At 65.4% G+C, this 13,270-nt stretch carries 12 protein-coding genes; 7 read left to right on the forward strand and 5 right to left on the reverse strand.

Annotated elements, in window-relative coordinates; genetic code table 11:
• The first annotated feature begins 33 nt into the window (after positions 1-33).
• The 3 genes from fmt (at position 34) to GA615_RS12135 (ending at position 3,506) form a co-directional block, all read left to right on the forward strand.
• Positions 34-1,050 (forward strand): methionyl-tRNA formyltransferase, encoded by a 1,017-nt coding sequence (gene fmt, locus GA615_RS12125; RefSeq protein ID WP_152051556.1) that lies wholly within the window; start codon positions 34-36, stop codon positions 1,048-1,050.
• Between the two features lie 234 nt (positions 1,051-1,284).
• Positions 1,285-2,754 (forward strand): tRNA (N6-isopentenyl adenosine(37)-C2)-methylthiotransferase MiaB, encoded by a 1,470-nt coding sequence (miaB, locus tag GA615_RS12130; protein WP_152051557.1) that lies wholly within the window; start codon positions 1,285-1,287, stop codon positions 2,752-2,754.
• Positions 2,751-3,506 (forward strand): SMI1/KNR4 family protein, encoded by a 756-nt coding sequence (locus GA615_RS12135; protein WP_152051558.1) that lies wholly within the window; start codon positions 2,751-2,753, stop codon positions 3,504-3,506. The genes miaB and GA615_RS12135 overlap by 4 nt, the downstream gene beginning before the upstream one ends.
• 38 nt (positions 3,507-3,544) lie before the next feature.
• Here GA615_RS12135 and GA615_RS12140 read toward each other — a convergent pair whose 3' ends face one another.
• Positions 3,545-5,056 (reverse strand): ArnT family glycosyltransferase, encoded by a 1,512-nt coding sequence (locus tag GA615_RS12140; RefSeq protein ID WP_152051559.1) that lies wholly within the window; start codon positions 5,054-5,056, stop codon positions 3,545-3,547.
• Between the two features lie 227 nt (positions 5,057-5,283).
• Here GA615_RS12140 and GA615_RS12145 point away from each other — a divergent pair, with 227 nt between their 5' ends.
• Positions 5,284-6,369: a lysylphosphatidylglycerol synthase transmembrane domain-containing protein gene (locus tag GA615_RS12145; RefSeq protein ID WP_152051560.1), complete on the forward strand. Its 1,086-nt coding sequence runs from the start codon at positions 5,284-5,286 to the stop codon at positions 6,367-6,369.
• Here the strand turns inward: GA615_RS12145 and GA615_RS12150 are convergent.
• A complete protein-coding gene (locus GA615_RS12150; protein WP_152051561.1) occupies positions 6,332-7,390 on the reverse strand; it encodes a glycosyltransferase family 2 protein in 1,059 nt (352 codons plus the stop codon). The genes GA615_RS12145 and GA615_RS12150 overlap by 38 nt on opposite strands.
• Positions 7,353-8,270, reverse strand: coding sequence for a sugar phosphate isomerase/epimerase family protein (locus GA615_RS12155; protein ID WP_152051562.1), 918 nt, complete (start codon positions 8,268-8,270; stop codon positions 7,353-7,355). Before GA615_RS12155 ends, GA615_RS12150 begins: the two co-directional genes overlap by 38 nt.
• A gap of 165 nt (positions 8,271-8,435) precedes the next feature.
• On the opposite strand from GA615_RS12155, the gene GA615_RS12160 reads away from it, so the two are divergent.
• The gene (locus tag GA615_RS12160; protein WP_152051563.1) at positions 8,436-9,368 is read left to right on the forward strand and encodes an ABC transporter ATP-binding protein; all 933 of its coding nucleotides are present in this window, start codon (positions 8,436-8,438) and stop codon (positions 9,366-9,368) included.
• Entirely contained in the window at positions 9,368-10,936 is a 1,569-nt protein-coding gene (locus GA615_RS12165; RefSeq protein ID WP_152051564.1) for a hypothetical protein, read from the forward strand. The genes GA615_RS12160 and GA615_RS12165 overlap by 1 nt, the downstream gene beginning before the upstream one ends.
• Positions 10,937-10,964: 28 nt before the next feature.
• On the opposite strand, the gene GA615_RS12170 is transcribed toward GA615_RS12165, so the two are convergent.
• Positions 10,965-11,378, reverse strand: a complete 414-nt coding sequence (locus tag GA615_RS12170) for a c-type cytochrome domain-containing protein (protein ID WP_152051565.1) — start codon at positions 11,376-11,378, stop codon at positions 10,965-10,967.
• Positions 11,379-11,524: 146 nt separating this feature from the next.
• On the opposite strand from GA615_RS12170, the gene GA615_RS12175 reads away from it, so the two are divergent.
• Positions 11,525-12,187 carry an RraA family protein gene (locus tag GA615_RS12175; protein ID WP_152051566.1) on the forward strand — a complete coding sequence of 221 codons (663 nt, stop codon included), beginning with the start codon at positions 11,525-11,527 and terminating at the stop codon, positions 12,185-12,187.
• A gap of 200 nt (positions 12,188-12,387) precedes the next feature.
• On the opposite strand, the gene GA615_RS12180 is transcribed toward GA615_RS12175, so the two are convergent.
• Positions 12,388-13,191: a leucine-rich repeat domain-containing protein gene (locus GA615_RS12180; RefSeq protein ID WP_152051567.1), complete on the reverse strand. Its 804-nt coding sequence runs from the start codon at positions 13,189-13,191 to the stop codon at positions 12,388-12,390.
• Positions 13,192-13,270 lie beyond the last annotated feature (79 nt).

Genomic DNA, 13,270 nt, shown 5'->3' on the forward strand with positions numbered 1-13,270 from the left:
AAACCTGTTGCGCCTCCCTTTGGAATTCGCCCCATGCCTGCCCCCTCTGTCCGGATCGTGATGCTCGGCACGAAGGATTTCGCCCTGCCGACCTTCCAGGCCCTGCTCAAGACCGGGCACGAGGTCGTCGCCCTCATCACGCAGCCCGACCGCCCCCAGGGACGCAAGCAAGAGCTGATCCCGAGCCGGATCAAGCAGGAGGCGATCCGCCAGGGCATCCGGGTCGAACAGCCCGAGGACGTCAACGCTCCCGAAGGGGTCGATCTGGTCCGGTCGATGCGGCCCGACCTGCTCGTCACGGCCGCTTACGGGCAGATCCTCTCGGCCGAGTTGCTCGGCGTGCCACCGATGGGAGGGATCAACCTTCACGGCTCGATCCTCCCCAAGTACCGCGGCGCCGCCCCCGTCGCCCGAGCCATCCAGCACGGGGAGACGGAAACCGGCGTCACCGTCATCCGCATGTCTCCCCGCGTCGATGCCGGCGGCATGATCGCCGTCGCCCGCACGCCGATCGCTCGCGACGAGACCGCCGGAGAGCTGGAGGAGCGGCTCGCCCGCCTCGGTGCCTCCTTAATTGTCGAGGCGATCGACGCCCTCGCCGCCGGCACTGCCAAGGTCATTCCCCAGGAGAACACCCAGGCCACCAAAGCCCCGAAGCTCCGCAAGGAGGATGGGCTCATCGACTGGTCCCGCCCCGCGCAGGAGATCCACAACCTCGTCCGGGCCATGCAACCCTGGCCGACCGCCTCGACCCACTGGCACCCGTCCGATCCCGGCAAGACGCCCGTCCGCTTGATCGTCCACCGCTCCAGCGTCGTCGAGGGGCAGGGGGTGCCCGGCCGGGTGATCGCCGCCGACGCCTCGGCATCGGGCGCGGGGCTGGTGATCGCCGCCGGCCGGGGGGCCGTCCGGCTCTGGTTCGTCCAGGCCCCCGGCAAGAAGCCGATGCCGGTCGATGCCTTCCTCCGAGGCCACGCCGTTCGACCCGGCGATCAATTCGGTCCGGAATCCTCGGAAGAATCGGTTGTCAGGAATCCAGGCATCTCGTAAAGTGAACTACCTCCCCGAAGGCTGAAGAACGGCCTTACCCATCAGGGACGATCCCGCCTCCCCCCTTCCCGCCCCTTTACCGGCCCGGACGCCTTCGAGGACCGCGGACCCACGTTTTCAAACCTCGTCACTGTTCGTTAGAATGGGAAAACTGCCGACGTTGTAACGATCGGTGGCCCTTTGGCCCTTCGCAACTCCGCCGGGTGGTCGTGCCCGTCGGACCGGAGCCTGACGATGTCGGACCCGGCGACTCCTCGGAAATCGCTCTATATTGAGACCGTTGGCTGCCAGATGAATGTGCTGGACAGCGAACTGATCGTTGCCCAGCTCCGCCGCGACGGCTACGAGCTGACCGACGACCTGCACCAGGCCGATACGATCCTCTACAACACCTGCTCCGTCCGACAGCACGCCGAGGACAAGATCTACAGCGCCCTGGGTCGCATCAAGCACCTCAAGCAAGGTCGGCCCGACCTCCAGATCGGTGTCATCGGCTGCATGGCCCAGAAGGACCAGAAGCAGATCCTTCAGCGCGCCCCTCACGTCGATCTCGTCGTCGGCCCCGGTCAAATCGGCCGCGTCTCCGAGCTGCTCCAGACCGCCCAGAACGAGCAGACGCCCCAGATGGCCGTCAGCCTGGCCCGCAACGCTGGCAAGACGCTCGAAGTCCTCGACACCTTCCCCACCTACGACCCCGACCGCGCTCCCGAACCCACCCCCCAGGGAGCCACCCCGCATCAGGCCTTTGTCCGCATCCAGATGGGATGCGACAAGTTCTGCACCTACTGCATTGTCCCCTCCGTCCGAGGCCCCGAGCAGGGCCGGCCGCCCGAGTTGATCGTCGAGGAAGCCCGCCGTCTCGTCGATCAAGGAGTCAAGGAAATCACCCTGCTCGGCCAGACGGTCAACAGCTACACATTTCGCCACGGCGACGGCCGGACCACCCGCCTGTCCGACCTGCTCGTCTCCCTGAGCGACCTCGACGGCCTGCTCCGCCTGAAGTTCGTCACCAACTTTCCGCTCGACATGACCGACGACCTACTGCAAGCGGTCCGAGATTTGCCGAGAGTCAGCCGCTATCTGCACGTTCCGGCGCAGAGTGGTTGTGACGAGGTCCTCAAACGCATGAAGCGGCTCTACACCGTGGCCCAGTACGACGAGATGATGGGCCGCATCCGGGAGACGATTCCCGACTGCGCCGTCTCCAGCGACTTCATCGTCGGCTTCTGCGGCGAGACCGAGGAGAGCTTCCAGAAGTCGATCGACCTGGTCGAGCGCTCCCGGTTCAAGAACAGCTTTATCTTCAAGTACAGCCCCCGGGCCGGCACGAAGGCCGACGATCGCTTCGCCGACGACGTGCCCGAGGAGGTCAAGAAGCGCCGGAACCTCGAACTGCTCGCCCTGCAGAACGCCATCAGCCTCGAAGACAACCGCCCCCTGATCGGCCGCACGGTTGAGGTCCTGGTCGAAGGACCGAGCAAGGCGGCCGGCAAGCGCGGCGCGCTCGACCCGAGCGGCGTCGGCGTCACACAGATGACCGGCCGGACCTCTTGCGATCGCATCGTCGTCTTCACCGGCAACTTGCGGCAGGCAGGCCATCTGCTGCCGGTCGTGGTCGAGGAGGTCAGCGCGGTCACGCTCCTGGGTCGGGTCGTGACCTCGGAATTTGACTCGGTCCCGGTCACGGAGGCCGCCCTGCCATGAGTCCGATCACCGCAACGACAGACCGTCTGGAAGAGGCGGTCGGAAGCTGGGCGCGGACCTCAGGGGTGCCGTCTTCCTGGCTTCCGACTCCGCAAGCCCTGGCCGCGATTCGCGGCGGAACCTCCGCCCTGCGCCCTCCGGTCTCCCTGGCCAGGCTCGACGACTGGGAAGACCGCCACGGGTTCGCCCTGCCTCGCGGCCTCCGCGCCTGGCTCCGGCTCTCCGACGGCTTCTATCCCGAATCCGGCCCAGCGATTCACCCGATCGGTGCCATCGGGCCGATGGTCCCCTTCGCCCGCGTTCCCGGCCTGATCGTCCAGCCCGAGAGCTGGTTCGAGCTGGGCAACCCGAACGAGGCCGAGACCATCTGCATCGACCTGGCCTATCGCTGGCTCCCCTGTGGCGACGCCCCCATCTTCGCCTCTGGAGACGACCTGACCGGCCTGCCCCCCCGGATCATCGCCCCGAGCTTTGAAGCCTGGTTCGCCCGCTTGCTCCGCGAAGGGGGCCGCGCCTACTGGCTCGACCCCGGATTCGTCGGCCTGGGCGACCCCTGGGCCGAACATCGCCGCAGATGCCCCGCCCCCCCGCTCCCCGATCGGCTCCGACGCCTCTTGCCCCGCGTAAGCCTGCCAGTCGATTCCGGGCTCGACGACTTCGCCCTCGCTACCACCCTCGGCATCTCCCGCTTCGACGCCGAAGCCTTGCTCCGCCACCTCCAGCACGGCTCGCTCGACGACGCGGCGCTCTGAGCAAGCGTCCGCTGGGCACAGCACGCCCCGATCCAACCTCACAACGCCGACCGCCCGTCCGACTCCGAATCCGTCTGAACCCGCCGATAGAGTTCCGCGTACAGTCCGAACGGGTCGGACGGATCACCGTAAGTCCTGACCCGTTCCAGGCCCTCGATTTCCGGCCGAATCTGCTCCAGCCCGACCGGCCCGAACACGGCGTACTCAAACGGTTCGAGCCGCACGTTGAAGTAGAACGGATCGACGATCGCCTCGACCACGGGACGATCCCGCAGGAAGAACTCCAGCACATACGACCCATCGACGGCCACGAGGGCCTCAGGAGGGAGGTCGGCAACGATCCGGTCCACAAACGGGCCGACCCGGTAATCGGGGTCGGTCCAGTGCTGGAGATGAGCCCCCAGCACGCGCAGCCCCGACCCCGGAACCATCGCCAGCCCCAGCACCACCGCCACGATCGCCGTCGCCCACCGAGTTCCGACCCAGGCCCCGAGCCTCGACGCCGCCCGGTCGAGCATCAGGCCGACCGGCACACTGAGCAGGGCGGCCGGATACCCGTAGTAGTTCCGAATATGGTGACGCCCCATGACCAGCACCAGCAGCACCACCGCCGCCACCGCATGAAACAGCACCCGACGCCATCGCTCCCGATCCACCCCCCCGCCGACCTCGGCCACCAGCCAGAGCGTCGCCAGGCCGTACAGCCCGCCCTGGATCGGGCCGATGTGCGTCGAGGCATTCCAGGCTTGAAACGCGACCACGCTCGGCAGCCCCAGAATCGTCTCTCCCAGCCCCGGCCCCGCGCGATTCAGGACATTGCCGCCGAACTGAATCCAGAACAGGTCTGGTCGCATCGCGATCATCGGCAGCCAGAGCCCGAAAGCCGCCAGGGCCACGGCCGAATAGACCGACGCCTCGCCAATCCTCCGTCGCCAGGGCTGTCGACCCACGAGCAAGGCCAGCCCGACCTGCGCCGTCGGTACCAGGCCGAGCGGGTGGCAAAGCATGCTCAGGCCCGCCATCACACCGCCGAGCGCCACGTCTCGCCAGCGTCGGTCGTCTCGGGCGACCCACCAGACGGCCGCCAGCCCGAAGGCAATGGCCGCCATGTCGGGCCGGGCCGTCGTGGCGGGAAAGAGGAAAGCCCGCGAGAACAGATAACTCGCCGCCGCCAGCAAGGCCGCGCGCCGCGATCCCGACCAGCGGCGGGTCAGATCACAGACGATCACCACTGCCACCAGACCCGCGATCATCGACGCCAGGCGGGCCTGTGCGAGGCCGTCCCCCAGGATCAGGTGGACAGCCGCTTCAAGGTAGAACCCGAGCGGGGGCAGCGTGTAGAGGATCTCGTCGGCATGGTAGTAGATCGTCTCCGGGTCCCTCGACGGGATGTAGGGAATCTGGGGAAGGCCGCTCCGCAGGATCCTCATGCCCGGAACGCCGTAGAAGCTCTCATCCTGGCCGGCTCGGGTGCGGCTGAACAGCGGGACCTGCCAGACCAGAACAACGGCCATCATCAGGGCCAACCAGGCGCGATCGGCGCGGGTCATGGGCTATTTGCCTCGGAACTCTTGCGGGAAAAGCCATCCACACGGAAGGGATCTTGGCCCCGGCCCACCAAATCACTCATCGTCGCCGTCGAACCTGGGCCGAGGCGACCGACGCACGGCGGCGGGTCTGGCCAGGTCTGGTTGACACACTTGCCAGGCTTCACTACGTTTGCTCAAGCGTCGTTCGACGCCCAGTCGTCCCGTTCTTACCGCCGACGAGAAGCCGTATGACGCCTCCCAAGCGCACCGTCCGTCTGATCATCGGCTATGTCATCCGCCTCGCGGTCGGCTTGGGCCTGCTTGGCCTGGCCCTGTGGACCAACCGCGACCAGATTGCCGAGGTCCTGGACCGCAAGATCAACTACGGCCTGTTCGCCGTCGGCTTCGTGCTCTACTTTACCGGGGCCGTGCTGGCATTCCTGCGCTGGTATGTGCTCGTTCGAGCGCTCGGCCTGCCGTTCCGGGTGCGCGACGCCCTTCGGCTCGGGTTTATCGGTCTTCTGTTCAACATGGTCATTCCGGGGGCGGTCGGGGGCGATTTCGTCAAGGCGGCCTACCTGATGCGCGAACAGTCGCGCAAGACGCAGGCGGCGGCCTCGGTGGCGATCGACCGAATGATTGGCCTGCTCGGGATGTTCTTGCTGGCGATGATCGTGGGGGCCTTCGCCTGGAACGGGGTCGAGGCCCCCGTGCGTCGCTTGATCGGGGCCGCGGTCTTCATGTCGGTCGCGGTCATCGGTGTCATGGCGGTGGCGTTTGCTCCACCTTTGTATCGCCCGTTGGCCGAGCGGTTCGCCCACCGCCGGAAGTTCGCGGCGGCCCTGCACGAACTGGCCGTGATGGGCTCGGCCTACCGACGCCGAATGGACGTGGTGGCCGGCACGGTGGTGATGTCGTCCTTGACCCACGTTTTGAACATTTTTGCATTTATCTTCATCGGCAAGGCCATTTTTCCCGACGTGCCGGGGCTGGCGCAGCACTTCCTGATCGTCCCATTGGTTTTGTTCAGCACGGCCATTCCGTTGCCGTTCGGCGCGCTGGGCGTCTCGGAACAGATCAGCGGCGTCTTGTTCAAGCTGGCCGACTACGACGGCGGGGCGGTCACGATGATGGCCTTCCGGGTCGCGCAGTTCCTCGGGGCGCTGATTGCCCTGTTCGTCTACCTGGCCAATGCGGGGCAGGTCCGGGAACTGACCCAGGCTCAGGCGATCGACGAGAACGATCCGGCAGACGGGGGAGGCGCCGGCTCCTCCCTCCCTCCCGGTTCGGGGCCGGTTACGCGGGTTTCGCAGGCGACCCCGGCCGATCGCTGACCTCGGCTTCCTGAAGCACCTCGCCAAGGAGATACGTCGGCTTCCCCTGCGACTCGTAATAGGTCCGCATCACCATCTCGGCCACCACTCCTGTCACAATCAGCTGCACTCCGGCCAGAAAGAAGGTGATGGCGACCTGGGGCAGGGGGGTCTCAACGAAATCCTTCTTCGGGAACCCCATCGCCGGATAGCCATACTTGTAGAACAGCATGAGCCCGAACGCCGCAACGCTCAGCGCCAGGGCATACAAGCCGACCCGGCCGAAGAAGTGGATCGGCCGCTGGGCGTAGCGTTGATAAAAGCGAATAAGAATCAGATCGAGGACGACGTTAAACGTCCGTCCCAGGCCGTATTTGGTCCGACCGGCCTGTCGAGGGCGATGGTTGACGACCAGCTCGGCCACCTTCGCCCCTTGCCACGAGGCGAAAACGGGGATGAACCGGTGCATCTCTCCGTAAAGCCGAACCCCCCGCAGGACCCTCCGCCGATACGCCTTGAGCGTGCAGCCGAAGTCGTGCAAGGCCACCCGAGAGAGCCGGGCGACCAGGCGGTTGGCGATCTGAGACGGCACCCGTCGCGTCAGCCACTTGTCCTTGCGATCCCGACGCCAGCCGGAGACGACGTCGAACCCCTCGTCGAGCTTCTTCAGCAGCCTCGGGATGTCGTTCGGGTCGTTCTGGCCATCGCCGTCCATTGGCACGAGGACCTCGCCGCGGGCCAGGTCCATCGCGGCCGAGAGGGCGGCCGTCTGCCCGCAATTGGTCCGCAGGAAGGCGACCCGGACGTGCTCCGGGTCCCCTTCCTGAATTGCTCGAAGCTGGGCGGCGGTGCCGTCGGTCGAGCCGTCATCGACGAAGATGACCTCGAAGCGCAACGGAAGCGGCCCGAGCGCCTGGGAAATCTCGGCATGGAGCGGCCCGACGTTCTCGGCCTCGTCCTTCACGGGAATCAGGATCGACAGGTCGATCGGCGGGCCGTTCGGCTCAGCCGCCGAGGTACTGAATGAGGTGGCGGCGGGCAATGATCAACGACTCCTTACGTTTTTCGAGCGAGCCTTCGAAGGCGCGATCCTCGACCTCGATGGCAACCGGCCCCGTGTAGCCGACGTCGGAGAGGGCCCCGAAATATCGGCCCCAGTTCACGTCTCCCAGGCCGGGAATCTTGGGGGTGTGCCAGAGGTTCGGGTAGCCCATGATGCCGTGCTCATCGAGCTTCTCGCGGTCGATCCGGGCATCCTTGGCGTGGACGTGGTGCAAGCGGTCCCTGAACTCGTAGATCGGCGCGATGTAGTCGACCATCTGCCAGATGAAGTGCGACGGGTCGTAGTTCAGGCCGAAGTTCGGGCAGGGGATGTCTTCGAACATCCGTCGCCAGATGGCGGGTGTGGTGGCCAGGTTCTTGCCCCCTGGCCACTCGTCTCGGGTGAAGATCATCGGGCAGTTCTCGATGCCGACCTTCACCCCGTTCTCCTCGGCCAGGGCGATCAAGGGCCGCCAGACTTCGAGGAACCGGGGCCAGTTCTCATCGACCGACAATCCGGGATCGCGACCCACGAAGGTCGTGACCACGTTGACCCCCAGCGCGGCCGACGCCTCGATCACCCGCCGAAGGTGAGCAATCTCGCGCTCGGCCTGCTCGCGGTCGGGTTGCAAAACGTTCGGATAATATCCGAGCGACGAGAGCGAAACCCCCTTCGAGGAACACAGAACGTGGATGCGCTGGATGTCGTCGGCATCGAGGCTTTCCACGTCAATGTGCGTGACCCCCGCATAGCGGCGCTCGGCCTTGCCGGGAGGCCAGCAGCAGGCTTCGATGCACGAGAATCCCTGTTCGTGAGCGAGGTCAAGCACCTGTTCGAGCGACAGGTCGGGCACGATGGCCGTATTGAAGCCGAGCTTCATCGCAAAGGGCTCCGAAGAATCGACGGCGAAGGCCCTGGCATCCCGCCGTCCTCAAGTCGCAGCAATCTGAGTACAGGATGTCCGTCATCCTATGGACAGTCTTCTCCGGTGGCCATACCGTAGCGTCGGCGATCGGGGTGAGGAAGCGATTCGGAGTGATCGGGGATGATTCACGTCAAGGACCTTCGGGTCGATTATGACACGGTTTGTGCGGTGCACGACCTGTCGCTGGAGGTCGGGCCGGGAGAGGTCTGCGGCCTGATCGGCCCCAACGGCGCGGGCAAGACCACGACCATGCGGGCGATTCTCGGCCTGATCGAACCGACCTACGGCGAGATCAACCTGGCCGGGGTCGACATGCGCGAACGTCCGAGAGACGCCTGCCGGGTGGTCGCCTTCATGCCCGACTTCCCCCCCATGTACGACGACCTGAAGGTCTGGGAATTCCTCGATCTGTTCGCCTCCAGCTACGGCATCCCCAGGCACGACCGGCACGCCATGATCGACCGATCGCTCGATCTGGTCAGTCTGCCCGAGAAGAAGAACGAGATGGTCGCCACCCTCTCCCGAGGCATGCGGCAGCGGGTGATGCTGGCGAAGACCCTGATCTCCGACCCGAAGGTCCTGCTGCTCGACGAGCCGGCCAGCGGGGTTGATCCTCGCGGGCGGATCGACCTGAAGAACGTGTTGAAGCGGCTGTCGGGCGAGGGGAAGACGGTCCTGATTTCCTCGCACATTTTGGCCGAAATGACCGAGTTCTGCACATCGGTCGCCATCATGGAACGTGGCCGAATGGTCGTCAGCGGCACGGTCGACGCGGTGCGGAACCGGGTTCTGGGCAGCGGTCTCCTGGTGATTGAGGTGGTCGGAGACCATTCGGACAAGATCCGGCGGATCGTCGATGCCGACCCGGCCGCTTCGGGAGTCGAGCAAACCGGAGCGTCGAGCTTCGAGGTGCCGTATCAAGGCGACGCCGAGCAGGCGGCCGGATTGCTGACCAACCTGGTCGGGGCGGGGGTGCGGGTTGCGTCGTTCAGCCGTCGCAAGGAAGGCTTGGAAGAACTGTTCCTGAAGGTCGGCGCCAAGGAGCTTTCGTGATGGCCAGCCGGTTCGACATCCTCCTGGACAACCCGATCCTGACGAAGCACGCCCGCTCTCGATTGCGCCGCAACCGGGTGATTCCCTGGTCGATTGTGGTGGTGACGCTCTGCGCGATCGTCTGCTGGTCGTATTATCAAATCAATCAACTTTCCGGAACAACGCCACTCACCCTGATTATCATGCTCCAGGTGGTGACGCTGGTGTTTGCCGGGGCGGGCGAGATTGGCAGCTCGGTCGGGGGGGCGAGGGAGAGCGGAATTCTCGACTTCCACCGCGTTTCCCCGGTGCCTCCGCACTGGCTGGCAGTCGGGTTCGTGCTGGGTGCGCCCTTGTTGCAGTACTGGTTAACGTTGCTCACGATGCCGTTTGCCGTGTTCCTGGCGGCGGTCGGCCCGGCGGGCTGGCAAGGGTTGCTTGCGTTTGAGTTTCCCTTGCTGCTCGCGGCGGGGCTTGTGCATACGCTCACCTTGCTGGGAGCGATGATCAGCAAGAAGCCGAAGGCGGGCAACCGAGGGCTGATCGGCCTGGTCGTGTTCGGCCTGTTTCTAGGCCAGGGGCTCTTTTTCGGCGTCCAGTACATGCTGTTCGATCTTTCCGGCCGAATGGTCCGGATTGATTTCTTCGGTCAGCCGGTGCCGTGGATGCCGTTGGTGGTGGCGTATGAGCTGATCCTGATCGGCTTCCTGTTCGTCCCTTCGGTCCGTCGGATGCGGTCGGATCGCGCCCACCTGTACACCAAGCGGCAGGCGGTGGCGTTCCTGAGTACCTTGATGGTGCTGGTGCTCGGCGTGACCTGGAACTTGAAGGGCGTGGACGGCGTCGTCCTGGTGATGCTTTACGCGATGGTCTTCATCGCCATCTTGCTGGCGGCCACGTTGACGCCGGATCGGAGCGAGTACATCAAAGGCGTTCGGCGCGCCTTGCGGATGGGACGCCGACGGCCGAACCCCTGGTCCGACTCGGGGGTCAACCGCCTGGCGTTGGTCGTGCTTTGCGGGATTGTTCTGATCGGAACGACCATTGCCTGGGAGGTGATCGAGGGGCGGGGAGCGAACGGGACCGCCGCCTACTCGCAGACGATCGCCATTGGGGTTCTGACCGTTGCCTATGTGGGGCTGGGGCTTCAGGCCGCGCAACTGTTCATGCGCAAGCATGGTCAAACCTTGTTCGTGCTGTTCCTGTTCTTCGCCTGGCTCGTGCCGATGGTGGTCGGGGCAGGGCTTGGGGGCGCCGGGTATGAGAATGCGGCGATGACCACGATGGCCGTCAGCCCGCTCGCCGGAATCTTGCTCTCGACGGGGATCATTGAGGACGCCATGTTCGGCGTCTCGGTGCAGACGGTTCGGATCGCCGCCTTGTTGCCGGCGGTGGGCTTCACGTTCCTGTTCCAGTTCCTGCTGGAACTGATCCAGCGGCGTCTCGATCGCGCGGTCCGAGGAACCTCGGCCCGGCGCTCGCCCGATCCGTTCGACGACATCTTCGGCGTCCCCGACCAGGAACACGACCCCGAGCTGGCCGACCCGATCGACGGTCCCGTGGTGTCGTCGTCCAAGGGGGGCACCTGATCCGCGTTGGCCGATTGGGGCAAGAGGATCATCGGGGCGGGTCATCCGGTCGGGGATCGGGTGCCCCGCGTTCGATCCAGGCGCGGAAGTCATCCAGCACCGCGTCGGGCAACCGGCTGCCGGGCGGCATCATGGCAATTTCGCTCGTATGTTCAAGGACACGGATCAGGAGGCTATCGTCCGGTCGACCCGGTTCGATGGCCGAGCCCGAGTCACCACCCCGGCGCAGGCCCGATCGGGTATCGACACGGAATCCGGCCTTCGGCGGCTTCGCCTGCGACGAGTGGCAGGCGAAGCAATGCTCAATGAGGACGGGGCGGATTTTCGCCTCGAAAAACGCCTTCCCCTCCGGGTCGTCGAGGGCGAAAACCGAATGGGAACACGTGGCGCCAAGGAGGAACGTGAGCGTCCAGGCAGACCGGCTGAGGTTGGGTTGCATCATTGTGGGTTTCCGATTCACGATGGGGACGATCGGTCGGTGATTCCCATACCACCATCTCGCCTTCGGCCCCTTGGTCTGCCATGCTACGAGGGAGATGATGCCGGAACCACCGGCCGACCCGTCCCGAAGCCACGGAGCCTGTTCTCGTGAGTGCCTCGAAGTCTGAAGCGATTGCGCTGGCTGATCGGCTGGCCGCCCTGTATACGCCCGTCGTGGCCGATGTCCTCGACCGCCTCGGCGCCCGTAACCAGTGCCCAAGGGCCGATATTCGCCCTCTGGCCCCCGCCTTCCGCTGTGCCGGGGTGGTCCGGCCGGTGAAGACGATTGTCGCGCCGACCCTCGAACCCGCCGAGCCGTACAAGGGGGAAATGGCCGCCGTTGATGCGTTGACAAACGGCGACGTGATGGTCGTCTCCTCCTGCGAGTGGAGCTTCTGGGGCGAACTCCTGTCGACCGCCGCCCGCTACCGGGGGTGCCGCGGTGTTCTGATCGACGGATTCACGCGCGACACGCACGCCATTATCGAGATGGGTTTCCCCGTCTTCTGCCGCGGCATCCACCCGGCCGACAGCCTCGGCCGGATCGACGTCGAGGCCCACGACGTGCCGATCGACTTCGGCGGTGTTTCCGTCGCGCCCGGCGACCTCGTCCTGGCCGATCACGACGGTATTGTCTTCGTTCCCTCCGCCATCGCCGACGAGGCCATTGCAAAGGCCGAGGAGAAGGTCCGCGGCGAGAACCTCGTCCGCGACAAGCTGGCCGAGGGGATGACCGTCACCGAGGCCTTCCGGCGCTACGGGGTCCTCTGATCGGAGCCCTTTCCCATCCCGCCCGCCGAAATCACGAAGTTGGTCGTACCGCGTTCACCCTCAACTGAGGCGATGCCTCGTTTTCTGGGTGGCCCGGTTACTCGCCAATCGGGGTCACTAAGCGACGAGCGGTTTCGGTGCGGCCTCCCGCGGTCTCGCTCCTGCCGGCCGCGACGGGATGATCACGTCCCGTCGCGTCATCAGGCCGGCGGCGTCTCCCGCGTGGTGATCGCCTTCAGGATCGCTCGACTCCCCTTCTCGGCAGCCCTGGCGAGGGGAGGGGGGAGGGGGTTGTCGCCGAGATCCAGTTCCTTCAGTTTGGTGAATGTCGAGAAATAAGGCGGGACGTCGCTCAACTGATTACGTCGCAGGTCGAGCGATCGGAGCCGGACGAGCTTCGAGAACGAATCCGGCAGGGTGGTGAGCCGATTGCCTCGGAGGTCGAGGTCCTTCAGGTTGGCCAGGTCCCCGAAGTTCGCCGGCAACGCGGTCAGCCGCGATCCCGTCGAGAGGGAGAGCGATTCGAGCTTCGTCAGGTGGCAAATCGTGTCGGGCAGCTCGGTCAACTGGTTCATATCCAGATCAAGTTCTTCAAGTTCCGTCAGCTCGCCGATCCAGTCCGGGAGCGTCGTGAGGTCGCATCCGGAGAGGCCCAGGATGCGGAGCCGGCGCAGGTTGCGGATCGATTCCGGCACCCGACGGAGGGGGTTGTTCGTGAGGACCAGGCAGGTCAGGGACGTGAGCGTGCCGAGCGAGTCAGGCAAGCGTTCCAATTGACAGGCGAACACGTTCAAATCTTCAAGGCTCGTCAGCTCTCCGATCCAGTCTGGCAGTTCCTGCAACGGGTTGATCCCCAGCATCAGGCAGCGCAACCAGTGACAGCCCCGGATCTCCTCCGGGAGGGTCGTCACGACGTTGAATGCGTCGAGGTTGAGCGTGTCGCCCCCCGCCTGGACGGCGGCGATTTGCTCGGCGATCTGAACGGCCTTCGACTTCCTCGGCATGATCGCTCCATCGCGAAGTTCTAGCGTGGTAGGGCCCGCTGTGCGGCCCTCCCTGATCCGAATTGAGGAGGTCCGCACA

It is taken from the genome of Tautonia marina, assembly GCF_009177065.1.
Lineage (GTDB): Bacteria > Planctomycetota > Planctomycetia > Isosphaerales > Isosphaeraceae > Tautonia > Tautonia marina.